Here is a 19,091-nt window from a genome sequence, read left to right as displayed (position 1 = left end):
ATTCCGATCCCCAAGATAGTTTGAGATATCCTCCTTCTTGTTGGTATCAGTCAATACATTAATCAATTGAAGTAGAGAAACGTGGCTAAAAAGAAAAAGCTAACCAAAGGTCAGGTAAGACGGGTACGTCACAACCAAAAGCGCAAACTCAAGCAAGAGGAATCCGTGCAGTGGGATGAATCTATGTTGGGGGGCAGCAAATCCGGCCTGGTTATCACTCGTTTTGGACAACACGCCGACATCGAAGACTTAGAGACCGGCGAGATTCAACGCTGCAACCTTCGTCGAGGTATCGAAAGCCTTGTGTCTGGCGATAAAGTGATTTGGCGCCCGGGGCTTGAATCAATGGAAGGCATCTCAGGCGTGGTCGAAGCGGTTGAGCCTCGCCGCTCGGTACTGACTCGTCCGGACTATTACGACGGCCTTAAGCCGGTGGCTGCCAATGTCGACCAAATGGTGATTGTTTCTTCGGTGTTGCCTGAGTTGTCACTCAATATTATCGATCGCTACCTTGTCGCCTCTGAAACGCTCGAAATTGCGCCGCTACTGGTGTTGAACAAAATCGATTTGCTCGAGCCCGAGCAACTCACGGAGTATCAATCTTGGTTAAATGAATACCAGCGAATCGGCTATAAGGTGTTGTTTGTTAGTAAGCAAACCGGCGAAGGTATTAAAGAGCTAGAAGCAGAGCTGAAAGATCGGATTAATATTTTTGTCGGTCAGTCAGGTGTAGGGAAATCAAGCTTGGTCAACGCGTTAATGCCACAGTTTAACGTCGAAGAGGGCGAGATCTCTGAAAACTCCGGTCTTGGCCAGCACACCACGACAGCATCACGTTTGTACCATATTCCAAGTGGCGGTGATTTAATTGATTCTCCGGGGGTGCGCGAGTTTGGCTTATGGCACCTTGAGGCGGACGAAATCACCAAAGCTTTCATCGAATTCCGCCCTTATTTGGGTAGCTGCAAGTTCCGAGATTGTAAGCATAATGATGATCCTGACTGTGCGCTGCGCCAAGCGGTGGAAAGGAGTGAAATCAACCCAGTTCGCTTTGAAAACTATCATCGTATTTTGGAAAGCATGGCTGAAAACAAAGCGAACCGTCAGTATTCACGCAACAAAAAAGCAGACCTGTAACGGTAATTTTGTAAGCAAACACGCGCAATTGCTGACATCAAGACGCATTTTAAGTAACATCTCGCGCCCAGAAACTCGTCAATCGTAAAAATAACATTGGAATTGAACACAATGGATAAGATTAAAGTTGGACTGCAATACTGGATTCCACAGCACGGTTTAACTCGACTCATGGGTAAGCTAGCCTCAGCCCAAGCAGGCGGTCTAACAACAGCAGTCATTCGCTGGTTCATCAAGCAGTACAAAGTCAATATGGACGAAGCGCTGCATTCAGATCCTAAACACTTCAAAACGTTTAACGATTTTTTTGTTCGTGAGCTGAAACCAGGGATGCGCCCAATTGCCGAGGGGGACACGGTTGTCACTCACCCAGCAGACGCTTGTGTTAGCCAATTTGGACCGATTACGGACGGGAAGCTTATCCAAGCGAAAGGCCATGACTTTAGTGCGCAGGAGCTATTAGGCGGCGATGCAAACCTAGCGGCAGAGTTTGCCGACGGCGCTTTTGCCACCCTTTATCTCTCGCCGCGTGACTACCACCGCGTACATATGCCGTGTGATGGTACGTTGCGCCAGATGATTTATGTGCCAGGCGATCTATTCTCGGTCAACCCACTGACAGCAGAGAATGTACCAAACCTATTTGCGCGTAACGAACGCGTGGTGTGTATCTTCGACACCGAGTTTGGGCCTATGGCGCAAGTCTTAGTCGGTGCGACGATTGTTGGAAGCATCGAGCAAGTTTGGGCGGGAACCATCACCCCACCTCGCGGCAATACTGTTTACAAATGGGATTACCCTGCCGAAGGCGATAAAGCGGTGATTCTGAACAAAGGTGAAGAGATGGGTCGCTTCAAACTTGGCTCAACGGTCATCAACCTATTTGCCAAAGATGCCATCACCTTTGATGAGTCAATGCAAAATGGTCAGGCTACGGTTATGGGCACGCCTTACGCTCACGTCAACGCGCCTCAACCAGATTAATCGACAACAAACTATCCAGCCCTGCTCTGTTGCAGGGCTTTTTTGACCCAAAACAAAACTAACCATACAAATTCAACTGTTTATCAAAAGTCTAGACTCGGTCGAAGACGCTGCCCTGTTTGTAAATTAATCTATAGCCTGATTTTTGTTTGCCACAAGGTTGCTCTCACTATGCCCAAGATTGACTCTGGCGTTCTGATAAAACTATTGATCAGTTTCGGCCTGCCGATTGGTGTGCTGCTGATGCCCATTGATTGGATTCCAATCGATGACCTCACCCTCATTCAACATCGTTTGTTGGCGATATTTCTACTGGCGGCGCTGCTTTGGGTGCTCGAGCCAGTCCCGGTGTTTGCCACTTCGATTCTGATTATTGCCCTAGAGCTGGTGATGATCTCCAACAAAGGCTTGCATCTGTTTAGAACTCCGCCTGCGGGTCACGATTTGGGGGAGTTGATGAATTACACCGATATTTTCAGTGCGTTTTCATCTCCGATCATCATTCTGTTTATGGGGGGCTTTGCCCTCGCCATTGCCGCCTCCAAATACGAACTCGATAACAACCTCGCCCGAGTGTTACTTCGCCCCTTTGGCCATCAGCCCAAGTTTATAATGCTGGGCTTAATGCTGATCACTGCGGTGTTCTCGATGTTTATGTCGAATACGGCCACCACAGTTATGATGCTGGCACTGCTAGGACCGATTGTCGCATCAGCGCCGAAGGGAGATTTAGGCATAAAAGCCTTGGTGCTTTGTATTCCAATTGCGGCCAACACCGGGGGCATCGCTACCCCTATCGGCACGCCACCGAACGCGATTGCCTTGCAGTACCTAACCGGAGCAAACAGTATCGACTTTTTAACCTGGATGATGATGGGCCTGCCGTTTGTTATTGTTCAGCTCACTATCGCTTGGTTCTTACTGCAAAAACTTTTCCCTGCCTCACAACAAACCATGACCTTAAAACTGGATGGTCAGTTCCAGAAAAACTGGCGTGCCATCGTTGTTTACGTGACTTTTGCAGCCACGATTTTGTTGTGGATGACCACCAAAGTGCATGGGATGAACACCTACGTGGTCTCGATCATTCCACTCGCGGTGTTTACGCTCACTGGGATTATGGGCAAATCTGAACTCAAGCTAATCAACTGGGATGTGCTGTGGTTAGTGGCAGGCGGTATCGCGATAGGGATCGGGCTCGATAAAACCGGACTCGCGTCAGCGCTTGCCCACGCTATCGATTATGAGTCGCTATCACCCATTGCGGTGGTTCTGACTATGTCGTTGGTGTGTTGGGTGATGGCGAACTTTATGTCCAATACCGCCACGGCTAACTTGCTGATGCCGATTGCCGCTGCCATTGGCGCCTCAATGGAGAGCTTATCCAGCGTGGGTGGCTTGCAAGGTCTATTGGTGGTTGTAGCGTTCTCAGCCTCTCTAGGGATTATCTTACCCGTCTCGACGCCACCAAACTCTTTGGCTTACTCCACTGGCCTAATCGAAAGTAAAGATATGGCCAAAACCGGCATCATCATCGGCGTCATCGGCTTAACGCTCGTCTATGTTGGCGCGCTGATCCTGACTTAACTCACTGTGTGACCTCAAGTTTTGGACTTGAGGTCACAATTTGCTCAATAACTTGATGCTCCGCTCAAGACAAATTCCAATCCCCAACCTAGATCAAGCATTTCAAAAGCCCGAACATATAAAATTAGTTCAATAATAACAATAACATCCGATTCACTTTTCATGTGAACACCAACACTCAGCGGCCCGGATTATTTGTCTCTCCTCTTTGCAAGCAAAAGAGACAGACTCTCCTCGCGACCGCTTTCTCAATCTATTGTCTCGTAACTGAAGGAAAGGCAATGAGAAATACCATCAAACTCAAAATGCAGATTGCAATTGCGATCGTGATTGCCATCGTAAGTGGTGTCCAAGCTTGGATATCAGTAAGCCAACTCAAAAATGAAACCTCTGCTGCACTGAATAGCGAAATGGCGAATGTCAGCCATGCGACCGCCCGCTACATCAGCGACTGGTTAGCGATCCGCAGCGATATGATGCTGGCCAATGAAAAGGTCATCAGTGAGGCGAGTGACCCACAGCGTGAAATGCTGATCACCAAACGAGCGGGCGACTTTCTCTCTGTTTATGCAGGCTTTGAAGACGGATCCATCGCCTATGGTGACCCGAGCGAAGATTGGCCTGCCGATTACGATCCGAGAACGCGCCCTTGGTATCAAGATGCGATGAAAGCCTCAGGGCTTATCCTTACCGAACCCTACCAAGACTTTGATGGTAGTATTGTCGTCAGCTTTGCTAAGGCCTTTAGCGGACAAAAACCCGGCGTCCTGGCTGCCGATTTAACCGTCACCAACATTATTGATGAAGTGCTTAATGTCACGCTCGATAATGATGGTTTTACCTTCTTAGTCGATGGCAACAACAATATTGTCGCCTATCAAGATGAAAAGCTGAGTCAAAAACCGGTGACCGACCTTAACCCAGTGCTGACCGCGAACAAGATCCAAGCCTTAGTCACTGGTGCCACGATTTCAACCATCAGTTGGCCGAATCAAGGTGACAAACTGGTGTACATGATCAATGTCCCCTCAACCGATTGGTCACTTGGCATCGCGGTCGACAAGTCCCTCGCCTTTGCCTCAGTGACAGAGCAAATCCAGTTCACCGCATTGGCCTCAATCCTTCTCTACCTAGTGATTGCGACTGTTAGTACTTACACCATCACTAAGCTGTTAAAGCCACTTCAAGACCTCTCGCTGTCGTTGTCTCAACTGTCAAAAGGCGAAGGCGACTTAACCCAACGCATTGAGATTAAGCGTCGTGATGAGATTGGTGAAGTGGCCGAGCACGTCAATCAGTTCTTAGCGCAAATGCAGACCATGATCAGCGGGATCATTCAGCACAGCGACACTCTCGCAGCTCAAGCTGTGCAAGCGAACGCACTGTCGCAACAATCTTCCCAGCAAGTTGAAGCGCAGCAAAACGATGTCAACCAGATTGCCACCGCCATTCACGAAATGTCGGCGACCGCTGCAGAAGTGGCCAGTCACGCCGAGCTAACCGCGAATGCTTCGCAAACCTCATCATTGGCCTGCCAGGATGGCAAACAAGTGATCCAGAAAAACCGCCAAGCGATTGTTGAACTGGCCGATCAGGTGATGGCTGCGTCAGGCGTCATCTCGGAGCTTGAAAGCAACACCCAAAGCATCAACCAAATCTTGTCCACCATTCAAGAAATCGCTGAACAGACCAACTTGCTGGCTCTTAATGCCGCAATTGAAGCAGCGCGAGCAGGGGAACAAGGTCGCGGCTTTGCCGTGGTAGCCGATGAAGTTCGCGTGCTCAGTCAACGAACTCACGGTTCGACCGAAGAGATTCGCAATATGATTGAAACACTGCAGACCAACACCAAACAAGCCGTGAGCAGTATGCAGAGCAGCACATCACTGGCTGATACCAGTGTCGACTACGCGCAGCAAGCCGCAGAAAGCTTAGGCCGAATCACAGATGCCATCACTGAAATTAACGATATGGCGTTGCAGATTGCCAGCGCCGCTGAAGAGCAGCGTGCGGTGAGCGAAGACATCAGTCGTAACACCCAAGGAATCAAAGACGCCTCTGACGTCCTTGCAGCACAAGCACTTCAAAGCAGTCAAAGTGCTGACAATATGCGCGACTCGGCTCAGACCATGCGTAAGGAGGTCGGACGCTTCAAAGTTTAAGGTTTGTTTTAACTCCATTTTGATGCATATTGTCAGCCATTACTGTTGCATACTTACAAGGGAATCATGTCGATGGGTTATGAATGGCTGGCACTGGCCGCGGCTTTTCTTTGGGCGGTGGCCAGCTTGCTCTCGGTTGTCCCAGCGCAACATCTTGGTACTTTTGCCTATAGCCGCTGGCGTATGGGCTGTACCTCAGTCATTCTCGGCACCATGGCGCTGGTCACGGGTGGCTGGTCAAGTGTCGAACTCAGCGCCATTTCGGCGATGATGCTATCGGGAGTGATCGGCATTTTCATTGGCGACACGGCTCTCTTTGCCTGTCTCAATAGAATGGGGCCAAGACAAGCTGGGCTGCTGTTCTCGTGCCATGCGGTGTTTTCTGCGATTTTGGGCTATTTCCTGTTTAGCGAAACCATGAATCACTTAGAGCTGCTCGGCTCACTGTTGGTGTTTTCTGGGGTGTTAATCGCGATTTTCTTTGGTCGCAAGGGCCAAGCCGCCAATCAGCTTGATGCGATTAAAGGCAATGTCTGGGTTGGCGTCGGCCTTGGTCTGGTGGCGGCACTGTGTCAGGCGCTGGGTGGTATCATTGCCAAACCGGTCATGTTGACAGACATCGATCCAATCGCCGCATCCGCCATCCGTATGATGACCGCTTTTGCCGCGCACTGCCTTTTGTTTATCAGTGGCGCCAAACTTGCTCGTGCCACTCAACCTATGAGTATCAAGATATTCTCCATTACTGCCATCAACGGTTTTCTCGCCATGGCGGTCGGTATGACACTGATCCTCTACGCGCTAAAACAAGGCAATGTTGGCATGGTAGCACTGCTCTCTTCTACCACCCCCATTATGTTGTTGCCTATACTTTGGGTTTACTCGGGCAAACGCCCAAACCGTTTTGCTTGGATAGGTGCAGTTTTGGCGGTCAGCGGAACTGGCATCTTAGTTGGGTAATCGCTATCAAACTAATAGCCACAAACCTATTTATTTTTGCTTACTAAATGCCAAAATAGTGGTGTTCCAGTTACGCAATTAAGTGAAGCATGCATCAGCGCAATCGTAGGCATAGTGAAAGATAACAACGATATTTCGCACACAATATTTGATCTTAGCCTACAGTTTTGGTTACAAAGTGTAGTAAAATTACGCTAATTTTGTTTCTAAAGTTACTTTGAAATTTGACGAGGTCATCACTATGACAGCTAAGAAGCCAATGGCTCTAGTTATTCTTGACGGTTACGGTCACCGTGAAGAGACAGCAAGCAACGCAATCGCAAACGCGAACACACCCGTTTTGGATAGCCTGTTTGCTAACAAACCTAATACTCTCATCTCTGCTTCTGGTATGGATGTGGGCCTTCCTGACGGTCAGATGGGTAACTCGGAAGTGGGTCACACCAACATCGGCGCTGGTCGAGTGGTATATCAGGACCTAACCCGTATCACTAAGTCTATCGCTGACGGCGAATTCGAACACACGCCAGCATTGGTTGAAGCGGTCGATACTGCGGTTAAAGCAGGCAAAGCGGTACACATCATGGGCCTAATGTCTCCAGGTGGCGTACACTCACACGAAGATCACATCTACGCAGCAGTAGAAATGGCTGCGGCACGCGGTGCTGAAAAGATTTACCTACACTGCTTCCTAGACGGCCGTGACACTCCACCACGCAGTGCAGAAAATTCTCTACAACGCTTCCAAGACCTATTTGCTAAGCTTGGCAAAGGCCGTATCGCCTCTCTTGTTGGTCGTTACTACGCAATGGACCGTGACAACAACTGGGATCGAGTTCAAGTAGCATACGACCTACTGACTCAAGCAAACGCAGAGTTTACTTACGATTCAGCAGTCGCGGGTCTTGAAGCGGCTTATGCTCGTGATGAAAACGACGAGTTCGTAAAAGCAACGGCTATTAAAGCGGAAGGCCAAGAAGACGCAGTCATGCAAGATGGCGATGCGGTGATCTTCATGAACTACCGTGCTGACCGCGCACGTCAAATCACCCGTACTTTTGTCCCTGCATTTGACGGCTTTGAACGCGCAGTATTCCCTGCAATCAACTTCGTAATGCTCACTCAATATGCAGCGGATATCCCACTAGCTATCGCCTTCCCACCAGCGTCTCTTGAGAACACTTACGGTGAGTGGCTATCTAAGCAAGGCAAAACTCAGCTACGTATCTCTGAAACTGAAAAATACGCACACGTCACTTTCTTCTTTAACGGCGGTGTGGAAAATGAGTTCGAAGGCGAAGAGCGTCAACTTGTTGCGTCTCCAAAAGTAGCCACCTACGACCTACAGCCTGAAATGAGCTCTGAAGAGCTGACTGAGAAGATGGTTGCTGCGATTAAGTCAGGCAAATACGACGCGATTATCTGTAACTACCCTAACCCAGACATGGTTGGCCACACAGGTGTGTACGAAGCAGCAGAAAAAGCCATTGAAGCTGTGGATTCTTGTGTCGGTAAAGTGGTTGCAGCGATTGAAGAAGTGGGTGGACAACTACTGATCACCGCTGACCACGGCAACGCAGAAATGATGGTGGATCCAGAAACAGGTGGTACGCACACCGCGCACACCAACCTACCTGTGCCACTTATCTACGTCGGTGACAAACAAGTTGAGTTCAAACAAGGCGGTAAACTGTCTGACCTAGCACCAACTATGCTGTCTCTAACTGGCCTAGAGATCCCTGCCGAGATGACAGGCGAAGTTCTGGTTAAATAAACCTAATCAGCCTATCCCTAATTAAGATATTGAGCCCGAGCCTATGCTTGGGCTTTTTTATGCATAAGATCTCGCCAAAGCACAAGTTTTGACTTTCCCCTTTCTTCTCAATCAAAGGTTTGGGTATACTGATTCTCTCTCAAAATGTTAGGAAAGCCTTGTTCAATGGTGGTGATTGCAAACCGGATACTCTCAGCAAGCAAAACGCTTTTTGCCCTTGGACTGATACTCTCCGCCTGTTCATTTGCGCCTAGCTACGCCGCCAGTAACGACGAACTCAAAGGCGTCAGTGGTGAAATTTCACGTCAAAAACAGTCTTTATCAACCCAGAAAAAGAAACTAGACGACCTCCAGCAATCGCTAAAAAGCCAAGAAATCACCATCAATCGGCTAGAAAATGAAATTAAGCAGACCAAACGTTCTTTGGCCAGCACCAACAGCAATATCGCTAACCTCGAAAACAAAGTAAGCCAACTTGCGCAGCAAAAACAGCAACAAAGCGATAAGCTGGCTGAACTGATCCAAACTTATTACGTCACTCAACGCGCCAAGTCTTCCAGCAAGATCCTCAATCAAGGAGTTGAAGAGGACAGGATCAGCCAATACTTCCAACATTTGGCAAAACAGCGGGCCGACACCATCGCTGAGCTGGAACAAGTCGTGGCAGAGCTGGCCAACAGTCGAGAGCAACTTGAGTTAGAAAAGCAACAGATCACAGGCTTGCTCAAGCAACAAACCCAGAAGCGCGATCAATTAGCTAAAGCGCAGTCACAGCGCAAAGGGACAGTTTCCCAGATACGTAAAAGCATTTCCAATGACCAAGTCTACCTATCGGAGTTGCAACGCAACGAAACTCGCCTCAAAGCAGAAATCGCTAAGGCAGCCAAGCGTAATAACGTGCCGATGGATGGCTTAGCAAAACAAAAAGGGAAGTTGCCTTGGCCACTAAAAGGCAAGGTGCTCCACAACTACGGGTCGCGTCAAACGGGGCAAATCAATTGGAAAGGTATGGTCATCGATGCCAACTATGGTCAAGCGGTAAAGTCAGTTTACTCCGGCACCGTGGTCTTTGCTGATTACTTACGCGGCTACGGCTTAGTGGTGCTGCTCGATCACGGCCAGGGTGATATGACGCTGTACGGTTTTAATCAAAGCCTACTGAAAAAAGAGGGGGATAAAGTCTTCGCTGGTGAAACCATTGCTTTGGCCGGGGATACAGGAGGCCAACCTCAACCTTCTCTCTACTTTGAAATCCGTCGTAACAGTAAAACGCAAAACCCTAAGAGCTGGCTCACCCGCTAGCACTTGACCTTAACTGTTCAAGATAGCGCCCCTTCTTTAATCGCGGTAGTAGCGCTCGACTGCCTCGATAAAAGCGTTTAGCTGCTCTTTTGGCAATGCATTGATACCTGCCGCGGCGGCTCGCCCCCCTCCAGTAGGAAACAGCGCACAAATATCCCCGGCACCTTGCTTGTTGTTTAGCGGAGCGCGTAACGAGACTGTGTATTGACCATCACCGTTTTCGGTTAATACCGCATGGGCAGAGCTTGGGTTTTGATTCGCCAAATGATTGCCATACACACCACTGACCCTACGAGAGGAAGCCTGATTTGGCAGCTCGAAGAGTGCAACCTCGGCGCTGCGGTAAGTGGGTGATATCGACAGCGCCTCATCCATATCGGCCTGATAAGCCTTGCGTAAAACGTGAAATGGTGAGTGTTGATCAGCAATGACAGCGAAAGGATCATCATAGGCCAAAAGCGCTTGGAATAGCGCGGCGGGGTGGAAGTGTAAATCTTCAACTTCAGAGCCGTAGCCATTGTAATTGATTAAGGTTCCCAACTCTTTTAGCTGTGCTTTTTGCTCTAAGTTCAACTCCATCTCATCCGCCAATTGATCAGCCTTGGCGATCAGATTGTCACCATACGCGGCAGTCATCGCCCAAGTGCGAAAACGCCCCTCAAGCAACTGATCAATAATCAGCGCGGTGCAGATGTTGGCGTCGAGATCAATATGAGCAGCTAAGTTGGCGTTTTGAGGAATGTCGCCAGCCTGATGGTGATCAGCATAAAAAACCTCTGCGCCTGCAGCGAGTATCTTCTCGAGAGCAGCTTTATTCTTTTGCATCGAGATGTCTAGCGCAACCACACGATCACCGGCCACCGCCCCTACTCTATCGAGCAACTGAATATCGCGCTTCACCCCTGTCACTAAGGTTGAGTCTTTCGGTTCGGCCAAGCGAAGCTGGAGTAGTGCGATAATGCCATCGGCATCACCATTAAAAACGTCAAAATGCATATAAACAAAAACCCATTAGAGAATACTGAATACTCTAATGGGTTCCATCAGTGCTAACAATTTCAATTGGTTATAACTAGGAACAATTTGATCACGCGTGGATCGCTTTCACGCCTTCTTCGAGCAGTTGCAGCTGCTCCAGCCCTTGAGGCGTGGCTCTTGGCTTCATGACCGAAATCATTTGCAGCATGCCTTGGTGGATCACTTGTTCGGTGATCTGAGTTTTCGGTGACATAGCCGCTTGATATCCGAGCCAGCTCGAGGCAATCATATGCAGTGTTTTTACCAGCGACTTAAGTTCGCTGTCGTCCACCGCCACCAGCTCTAAATTGACAAACGCACGCATGATGTTGATCAGGTTGCCTTGCAACTTCTCTTGGACTTGAATGTACTCTTCGTGCAACTGCTCATCACGCTGAAGAATTTCCGGCAGGTTGGCGTAGAAAAAACGATACTTCCACATCAGGGTGAAAATCGAATCCAAGTAGCGCTTGAGCAGCACTAGGCTCTCCTGCTGCCCTTGAATCGGGGTAAAGCGCTCGAGGAGCTCATTCGAATAGAGAGCGAAGATCTCGCGCACTATCTCTTGTTTGTTGCGGAAATGGTAATACAGATTGCCCGGACTGATATCGATATGCGCCGCAATATGGTTAGTGGTGATATTGCGCTCACCATGCTGATTAAATAATTCCAGTGCAGCTAGCACTATCTTATCGCGAGTTTTCATGAATAATCCGTATTCCCTAATCTATCTAACGGCGGTCTAACCATGAGTATAACCGATAATAAAAAAGCGCCTGGTCATATCAGGCGCTTTTCATTGGTTACTCAGTTATTTGTGGTATGGCTTAGATAACTCATGCACAGCATCGACAAACACACCTGCGTTTTCTGGCGGCACATCAAGGTGAATACCATGACCTAAGTTGAAGACATGGCCCGTCCCCGCGTCACCGAACCCTTCAAGGATGGTTGCGACTTCTTCACGAATGCGCTCAGGCGAGGCATACAGCATCGATGGATCCATGTTACCTTGCAGTGCCACTTTATCACCCACACGCTTCACGGCGTCTTGAATGTTGATTGTCCAGTCTAGACCGACCGCATCACAGCCAGTCGCAGCGATCTGCTCTAGCCACATACCGCCGTTCTTAGTGAACAGCGTTACTGGTACACGACGACCCTCGTTTTCACGAATTAAACCATCAACGATTTTGTGCATGTATTGCAGTGAGAACAGGTTGTAGTCGCGAGGCGTCAATACACCGCCCCAAGTGTCAAACACCATCACTGATTGAGCACCCGCTTTGATCTGCGCATTCAGGTAGTCGATAACACTGTCGGCCAATTTGTCTAACAGTAGGTGCAGAGTTTGTGGCTCGGCGTACATCATCTTTTTGATCTTAGTGAAGGCTTTTGAGCTGCCCCCCTCAACCATGTAGGTCGCCAACGTCCATGGGCTACCAGAGAAACCAATAAGCGGAACATCGCCATTAAGATCTTTACGGATCTGACGCACGGCATTCATCACGTATTGCAATTCACCTTCTGGATCTGGGATGCCGATTTTTTCTACATCCGCTTTGCAAGTAATAGGTTTGTCAAACACTGGGCCTTCACCTGCGGCAAAGCGCAGTTCTAGTCCCATCGCGTCAGGGATAGTCAGGATGTCTGAAAACAAAATCGCAGCATCAAGAGGAAAACGGCGTAGCGGCTGAAGGGTTACTTCTGACGCGAGCTCTGCATTTTTGCACAGAGACATGAAGTCGCCAGCTTGTGCACGCGTCGCTTTGTATTCTGGTAGGTAGCGGCCTGCTTGGCGCATCATCCATACTGGGGTGTAGTCAACTGGCTCCTTTAGTAACGCGCGAAGGTAGCGGTCATTTTTTAATTCAGTCATTCCGTTTTTCCAATTATTAGGCTTACTTTTTGTGGCGGGTATTCTAACACTGTTTGGCTCGCAAAAGCGGTGTGCTTTGCAACCTAGATCATGTTATTAACTTTTAAATCAGTGCTTAATTTGCACCCACCCAGTAACAGTGTTAAAAATTTGTTTGCTAGCGAAAACTACAATTATAAACCGAGCACCTCGTGCTTGGCATCTCATAACGACATCTTACTTACCCCCTCCTTCTGGAGGGTTTTTTTTGTCTTTTTTCAGTGAGATAGCTTTATTTGCTCAATAGTGTACTCGATCAGTTGTCGGGCAATGGTCCCCTGTGGCGCTACGGGTGGAAGTGCATCTATGTTGAACCAGCGAGCATCACTTAGCTCACTATAATCAGGCTTTATCTGCCCTGATTGATAGTCAGCAACAAATCCCATCATCATGCTCGAAGGAAAGGCCCATGGCTGACTGCCAAAATAGCGAATGTTATTAACCTCAATCCCCGTCTCTTCTTTGACCTCACGGGCGACACATTGCTCTAGTGTTTCACCCACTTCAAGGAATCCGGCAATAACCGTATACATGCCATTTCGATGACGTGGGTGCTGAGCTAACAGTATCTGATTCTGCTTTCTCACAGCAACAATGATACATGGGAAGATTCGTGGATAATGCAGCGTTCGACACTCCCCACACTGCATCGCCAACTGGTTGTGGTTGAGATGATTGCGTCCACCACACTGAGGGCAAAATCGCAGTGTTTGACTCATATGGCCATACTGAACCGCTTTACTCATCAGCAAAAATAGCTGCGAGTCGAAACTTAGGCAATCGCGCAATGAGACCAGTTCAAGCTCGTGTTCGACTTCTGATTCATTCAACCACATCACTGGCTCATCTTGGTAGCGGCCAATCTCTATCGCGGAATGATAGGGCAGCCCTAAGCTATCTGAGCTGGCAAACGGTAGCTCCCCTTGCTGTAGCCAAATATCACTTCCCGACACCACACACCAATATGCAGCTCTCGTACGGTTTATGTCACCTTTCTTTAACATCAGCTCCCCTCATCGCTTGCAGTTGTTCTATTTTACTGGCAATCTAAATTCATACCAGAGTTTGTAGTGACGTAAGTTTACGACTATAAATTTTAGTAAGGACAAGAGGTTATATCTCTGTATGTGCTTTGATATTCAAAGCGTTACGATCACCGGAGTTGTGATCCGATCATGAGGATATGGTCATGCTAAATAAATTTAAAAAGACACAAGAACAATGGGGTGGCTCAAGTGAAGTCATCGACCACTGGCTTGAAACCAGACAGTCATTGATCATTGAGTATTGCAAACTCGCCGCGTTGAAACCCTGTTCATCCAAGCAAGCTCTCTCATCTCTTCCAACTCCTGCCGAGTTACAAAACTTCTGCCAACATTTAGTCGATTACATCTCAGAAGGTCACTTTAAGATCTACGACATGGTGATGGATAAATGGCGTGCAACCGGGTTCGAAGCCACTGATGATATCAACCACACCTACGGCCAAATTGTCCTTACTACCGAGCCGTTACTCGATTTTACCGACAAATACGCCGATGTCAGTGAAGATGATGATCTTGAGTCGTTCGACAGTGACCTGTCGCTTATCGGTGAGATCATTGAAGCACGCTTTGAAGTGGAAGATCACCTGATCCAATTGATTGCTGATAGCTTAGCAGTGCCGCCAGGGGCATAGGCGAGAAGCGAGAAGCGAGAAGCGAGAAGCGAGAAGCGAGAAGCGAGAAGCGAGAAGCGAGAAGCGAGAAGCGAGAAGCGAGAAGCGAGAAGCGAGAAGCGAGAAGCGAGAAGCGAGAAGCGAGAAGCGAGAAGCGAGAAGCGAGAAAATCTTGGAAGGTTGACGAGAAAGCGTCAACCTTTTTTACTTAGGAACGCTTCGCTACGGATTCGGGATACGAACCGACAACTCTCGAAGGACGAAGTCCGCTCTCGATTCTCGGAACGTAGTGTTCTCGGAGGGCGAAGCCCGTTCTAGTTTTCCATAAAACAAAAAAGGCACCCGAAGGTGCCTTTTATCATTTCTTATACAGCGATTACTCGTCTGAAGAGAAGCCTGCGTTTAGCAGTGCTGCAAGGTTGTCAGTCGCTTGTTCAGCTGAAGGACCTTCTTGCTCTTCTGCACGCTTAGCTTGACGATCTTGGTGGTAAGCGAAACCCGTACCTGCAGGGATTAGACGACCTACAATGACGTTTTCTTTCAGACCACGAAGCTCATCACGCTTACCAGAAACCGCAGCTTCTGTTAGTACGCGCGTTGTCTCCTGGAACGATGCCGCAGAGATGAACGATTCAGTTGCTAGCGATGCTTTAGTGATGCCTAGTAGTTCACGTTCGAAGCGTGCAGGCTCTTTACCTTCTGCTTCTAGTGCACGGTTAGCAATCTTAACGTTCGCGTATTCTACCTGCTCACCCGCTAGGAACTCAGAGTCACCAGCATGAGTGATAGTACACTTACGTAGCATCTGACGAACGATAGTTTCGATGTGCTTATCGTTAATCTTAACGCCTTGCAGACGGTATACTTCTTGAACTTCGTTCGCGATGTATTGCGTCACAGCGTGGATACCACGTAGACGTAGGATGTCATGTGGAGACTCAGGACCATCTGCGATCACGTCACCACGTTCCACTTTTTCGCCTTCGAATACGTTAAGCTGACGATGTTTAGGAATCATCTCTTCGTACGTCTCACCACCCTCACGAGTGATAATCAGACGACGTTTACCTTTGGTCTCTTTACCGAAGCTCACAGTACCTGTGTGCTCAGCTAGGATCGCAGGCTCTTTCGGCTTACGTGCTTCGAATAGGTCAGCAACGCGTGGTAGACCACCGGTGATATCTTTGTTACCGCCAGACTTCTGAGGAATACGTGCAAGCGTATCACCCACACCAACTTCTGCACCGTCTTCGATGTTCACAATCGCTTTACCAGGTAGGAAGTAATGCGCAGGCATATCGGTACCTGGGATGGTTACATCTTTACCTTGCTCATCAACAAGCTTGATAGCTGGACGCATATCTTTACCTGCTGCTGGGCGAGCGGCTGCTTCTGTCACTTCGCTTGACGATAGACCTGTTAGGTCATCAGTTTGACGAGAAACCGTCACACCGTCGATCATGTCTACAAACTGGATGCGACCTGCCACTTCAGTGATGATTGGCATGGTGTGCGCTTCCCAGTTCGCTACTGTTTCGCCAGCTTGAACCGCATCGTTGTCGCCTTTGGTCAGTAGAGAGCCGTATGGCAGTTTGTGTTTCTCTTTGGTACGACCAAACTCATCAATGATAGTCAGCTCAGATGCACGTGAAGTGATCACTAGCTTCTTATCTTTGTTGGTTACGAACTTAGCGTTGTGTAGCTTAACAGTACCTGTTGTCTTAGCTTGGATGCTGTTCTCAGCAGCGGCAGTCGATGCTGCACCACCGATGTGGAACGTACGCATGGTAAGCTGTGTACCCGGTTCACCGATAGACTGAGCAGCGATAACGCCGACTGCTTCACCTTGGTTCACTAGGTGACCACGTGCTAGGTCACGACCGTAACACTGTGCACAACAACCGAAGTCTGCATCACAGGTAACCACAGAGCGCACTTTCATGCGGTCTACTGAGTTCTCTTCCATGATCTGACACCACTTCTCATCGATCAGGGTGTTACGTGGAATAAGAACTTCGTCAGTACCTGGCTTAAGAACGTCTTCTGCAACAACACGACCTAGTGCAAGCTCAGAAAGTGCAACTTTAACGTCACCACCTTCGATGTGCGGCATCATGTCAACACCTTCGTGGGTGCCACAGTCATGTTCATGTACCACAACGTCTTGAGCAACGTCTACCAGACGACGAGTTAGGTAACCCGAGTTCGCTGTTTTCAGTGCCGTATCCGCTAGACCCTTACGAGCACCGTGCGTTGAGATAAAGTACTGAAGTACGTTTAGACCTTCTTTAAAGTTTGCGGTGATCGGCGTTTCGATGATTGAACCATCTGGACGCGCCATCAGACCACGCATACCGGCAAGCTGACGAATCTGAGCTGCAGAACCACGAGCGCCCGAGTCAGCCATCATGTAGATGCTGTTGAACGACTCTTGCTGCTCTTCTTCACCGTCGCGGTTAACCACAGTTTCAGAAGAGAGGTTATCCATCATCGCTTTCGCAACACGGTCGTTGGTCGAAGCCCAGATATCGATGACTTTGTTGTAGCGCTCACCCGCGGTAACAAGACCAGATTGGTACTGTTCTTGAATTTCGCGAACTTCTTCTTCAGCAGATTCGATCTCATCGTACTTCGCTTGAGGTACAACCATGTCGTCGATACCAACCGATACGCCAGAAAGTGCCGCGTAAGCAAAACCTGTGTACATGATTTGGTCAGCGAAGATAACGGTATCTTTCAAGCCAAGCTTACGGTAAGCCTCGTTAAGTAGGTGAGAGATCTGTTTCTTACCCAGCTTTTGGTTAACGATGCTGTACGGAAGACCAGCAGGAACGATTTGCCATAGCATTGCACGACCGATAGTGGTATCAACCAACTTAGTCTCTGTGGTGCTATTGCCATCTTCATCAACCACTGTCTCAGTGATGCGAACTTTAACGCGAGCATGCAGCTCAGCCGTCTTAGTGCGGTATGCCTTCTCAGCTTCTGCTGGGCTAGCAAGGTACATACCTTCGCCTTTCACGTTGATCTTGTCACGAGTCATGTAGTACAGACCCAATACCACGTCCTGAGAAGGTACGATGATAGGGTCGCCCGATGCTGGCGACAGAATGTTATTTGTCGACATCATCAGTGTACGTGCTTCAAGCTGTGCTTCTAGAGTTAGAGGCACGTGAACCGCCATTTGGTCACCATCGAAGTCCGCGTTGTACGCCGCACAAACAAGTGGGTGTAGCTGAATCGCTTTACCTTCGATCAGTACCGGTTCGAACGCCTGGATACCAAGACGGTGAAGTGTTGGTGCACGGTTCAATAGTACTGGGTGTTCGCGGATAACTTCGTCTAGGATATCCCAAACGACCGCTTCTTCACGCTCTACCATCTTCTTAGCGGCTTTGATTGTCGTCGCTAGGCCACGAGTCTCAAGCTTGCTGTAGATAAATGGTTTGAATAGCTCAAGTGCCATCTTCTTAGGAAGACCACACTGGTGCAGACGAAGGTATGGACCTACTGTGATTACAGAACGGCCAGAGTAGTCTACACGTTTACCTAGAAGGTTCTGACGGAAACGACCTTGTTTACCCTTGATCATATCAGCAAGAGATTTCAGAGGACGCTTGTTCGAACCTGTGATCGCACGACCGCGACGACCGTTATCTAGAAGTGCATCAACAGACTCTTGCAGCATACGTTTTTCGTTACGTACGATGATGTCCGGAGCCGCTAGCTCTAGTAGACGCTTCAAACGATTGTTACGGTTGATTACGCGACGGTATAGGTCGTTCAGATCAGACGTCGCAAAGCGACCGCCATCTAGTGGTACTAGAGGACGTAGATCTGGCGGAAGTACCGGAAGCACAGTTAGGATCATCCACTCTGGGTTGTTACCAGATTGAACAAACGCTTCAACTAGCTTCAGACGCTTAGTGATCTTCTTACGCTTAGTCTCTGAGTTAGTAGACTGAAGCTCTTCACGCATTTCTTCGATTTCAGCAGGCAGATCCATAGACGCTAGTAGGTCTTTGATCGCTTCTGCACCCATCTTAGCCGTGAATTCATCACCCCACTCTTCTAGACGATCCAGATACTCTTCTTCAGTCAGCATCTGAGATTTTTCTAGATCAGTCATACCTGGTTCAGTAACTACGTACATTTCGAAGTAAAGAACACGCTCGATATCACGTAGAGGGATATCCATCAGTAGACCGATACGAGATGGTAGCGATTTTAGGAACCAGATGTGAGCAACTGGTGAAGCTAGCTCGATGTGGCCCATGCGGTCACGACGAACTTTAGTTTGTGTAACTTCAACGCCACACTTCTCACAGATAACGCCACGGTGTTTTAGACGCTTGTATTTGCCACAAAGACATTCGTAGTCTTTTACTGGACCAAAGATACGCGCACAAAACAGACCATCACGCTCAGGCTTGAACGTACGATAGTTGATCGTTTCAGGTTTTTTAACTTCACCGAAAGACCATGAACGGATCATGTCTGGTGAAGATAGACCGATTTTGATTGCATCAAATTCTTCGGTCTTATGCTGCGCTTTTAGAAAGTTTAATAAGTCTTTCACAATCAGCTCCTGTA

Annotated in this window: 13 protein-coding genes; 8 read left to right on the top strand and 5 right to left on the bottom strand. The window is 48.6% G+C overall.

Features of this window, described 5'->3' with window-relative positions; translation table 11 throughout:
- Nucleotides 1-81: 81 nt before the first annotated feature.
- The 7 genes from rsgA (at nt 82) to MTO69_RS01265 (ending at nt 9,906) form a co-directional block, all read left to right on the top strand.
- On the top strand, nt 82-1,137 hold the full coding sequence (gene rsgA, locus MTO69_RS01295; protein ID WP_248330447.1) for a small ribosomal subunit biogenesis GTPase RsgA: 1,056 nt from the start codon (nt 82-84) through the stop codon (nt 1,135-1,137).
- 111 nt (nt 1,138-1,248) lie between these two features.
- Complete coding sequence (asd, locus tag MTO69_RS01290) at nt 1,249-2,121, top strand: archaetidylserine decarboxylase (protein WP_248330445.1); 873 nt, start codon at nt 1,249-1,251, stop codon at nt 2,119-2,121.
- 171 nt (nt 2,122-2,292) lie between these two features.
- Entirely contained in the window at nt 2,293-3,708 is a 1,416-nt protein-coding gene (locus MTO69_RS01285) for an SLC13 family permease (RefSeq protein ID WP_248330443.1), read from the top strand.
- Between the two features lie 281 nt (nt 3,709-3,989).
- Complete coding sequence (locus MTO69_RS01280; RefSeq protein WP_248330441.1) at nt 3,990-5,870, top strand: methyl-accepting chemotaxis protein; 1,881 nt, start codon at nt 3,990-3,992, stop codon at nt 5,868-5,870.
- Between the two features lie 72 nt (nt 5,871-5,942).
- Nucleotides 5,943-6,830, top strand: a complete 888-nt coding sequence (locus tag MTO69_RS01275; RefSeq protein ID WP_248330439.1) for a DMT family transporter — start codon at nt 5,943-5,945, stop codon at nt 6,828-6,830.
- A 241-nt stretch (nt 6,831-7,071) separates the two neighbouring features.
- Nucleotides 7,072-8,604, top strand: coding sequence for a 2,3-bisphosphoglycerate-independent phosphoglycerate mutase (gene gpmM, locus MTO69_RS01270; protein WP_248330437.1), 1,533 nt, complete (start codon nt 7,072-7,074; stop codon nt 8,602-8,604).
- A 165-nt stretch (nt 8,605-8,769) separates the two neighbouring features.
- Nucleotides 8,770-9,906, top strand: coding sequence for a murein hydrolase activator EnvC family protein (locus tag MTO69_RS01265; RefSeq protein ID WP_248330435.1), 1,137 nt, complete (start codon nt 8,770-8,772; stop codon nt 9,904-9,906).
- A gap of 36 nt (nt 9,907-9,942) precedes the next feature.
- On the opposite strand, the gene MTO69_RS01260 is transcribed toward MTO69_RS01265, so the two are convergent.
- The 4 genes from MTO69_RS01260 to nudC all read right to left on the bottom strand — a co-directional run bounded on the left by MTO69_RS01260 (nt 9,943) and on the right by nudC (nt 13,845).
- Nucleotides 9,943-10,902, bottom strand: coding sequence for a DHH family phosphoesterase (locus tag MTO69_RS01260; protein ID WP_248330433.1), 960 nt, complete (start codon nt 10,900-10,902; stop codon nt 9,943-9,945).
- A gap of 91 nt (nt 10,903-10,993) precedes the next feature.
- A complete protein-coding gene (locus tag MTO69_RS01255) occupies nt 10,994-11,629 on the bottom strand; it encodes a TetR/AcrR family transcriptional regulator (RefSeq protein WP_248330431.1) in 636 nt (211 codons plus the stop codon).
- A 105-nt stretch (nt 11,630-11,734) separates the two neighbouring features.
- Nucleotides 11,735-12,802: a uroporphyrinogen decarboxylase gene (gene hemE / locus MTO69_RS01250; RefSeq protein WP_248330429.1), complete on the bottom strand. Its 1,068-nt coding sequence runs from the start codon at nt 12,800-12,802 to the stop codon at nt 11,735-11,737.
- A gap of 257 nt (nt 12,803-13,059) precedes the next feature.
- Entirely contained in the window at nt 13,060-13,845 is a 786-nt protein-coding gene (nudC, locus tag MTO69_RS01245) for an NAD(+) diphosphatase (protein ID WP_248330427.1), read from the bottom strand.
- A 179-nt stretch (nt 13,846-14,024) separates the two neighbouring features.
- Here nudC and rsd point away from each other — a divergent pair, with 179 nt between their 5' ends.
- Entirely contained in the window at nt 14,025-14,519 is a 495-nt protein-coding gene (gene rsd, locus MTO69_RS01240; RefSeq protein ID WP_176288817.1) for a sigma D regulator, read from the top strand.
- A gap of 355 nt (nt 14,520-14,874) precedes the next feature.
- On the opposite strand, the gene rpoC is transcribed toward rsd, so the two are convergent.
- Complete coding sequence (gene rpoC, locus MTO69_RS01235) at nt 14,875-19,077, bottom strand: DNA-directed RNA polymerase subunit beta' (protein ID WP_248330425.1); 4,203 nt, start codon at nt 19,075-19,077, stop codon at nt 14,875-14,877.
- Nucleotides 19,078-19,091 lie beyond the last annotated feature (14 nt).

The organism is Vibrio sinaloensis (assembly GCF_023195835.1).
Taxonomy (GTDB): domain Bacteria; phylum Pseudomonadota; class Gammaproteobacteria; order Enterobacterales; family Vibrionaceae; genus Vibrio; species Vibrio sinaloensis_C.
Note: the sequence above shows the minus strand (reverse complement) of the source record. Positions and strands in the feature narration are given on the sequence as shown.

Coding starts and splice junctions, on each gene's coding strand:
- asd (WP_248330445.1), top strand. CDS start 1,249: ATGGATAAGATTAAAGTTGGACTGCAATACTGGATTCCACAGCACGGT.
- MTO69_RS01285 (WP_248330443.1), top strand. CDS start 2,293: ATGCCCAAGATTGACTCTGGCGTTCTGATAAAACTATTGATCAGTTTC.
- MTO69_RS01280 (WP_248330441.1), top strand. CDS start 3,990: ATGAGAAATACCATCAAACTCAAAATGCAGATTGCAATTGCGATCGTG.
- MTO69_RS01275 (WP_248330439.1), top strand. CDS start 5,943: ATGGGTTATGAATGGCTGGCACTGGCCGCGGCTTTTCTTTGGGCGGTG.
- gpmM (WP_248330437.1), top strand. CDS start 7,072: ATGACAGCTAAGAAGCCAATGGCTCTAGTTATTCTTGACGGTTACGGT.
- MTO69_RS01265 (WP_248330435.1), top strand. CDS start 8,770: ATGGTGGTGATTGCAAACCGGATACTCTCAGCAAGCAAAACGCTTTTT.
- MTO69_RS01260 (WP_248330433.1), bottom strand. CDS start 10,902: ATGCATTTTGACGTTTTTAATGGTGATGCCGATGGCATTATCGCACTA.
- MTO69_RS01255 (WP_248330431.1), bottom strand. CDS start 11,629: ATGAAAACTCGCGATAAGATAGTGCTAGCTGCACTGGAATTATTTAAT.
- hemE (WP_248330429.1), bottom strand. CDS start 12,802: ATGACTGAATTAAAAAATGACCGCTACCTTCGCGCGTTACTAAAGGAG.
- nudC (WP_248330427.1), bottom strand. CDS start 13,845: ATGTTAAAGAAAGGTGACATAAACCGTACGAGAGCTGCATATTGGTGT.
- rsd (WP_176288817.1), top strand. CDS start 14,025: ATGGTCATGCTAAATAAATTTAAAAAGACACAAGAACAATGGGGTGGC.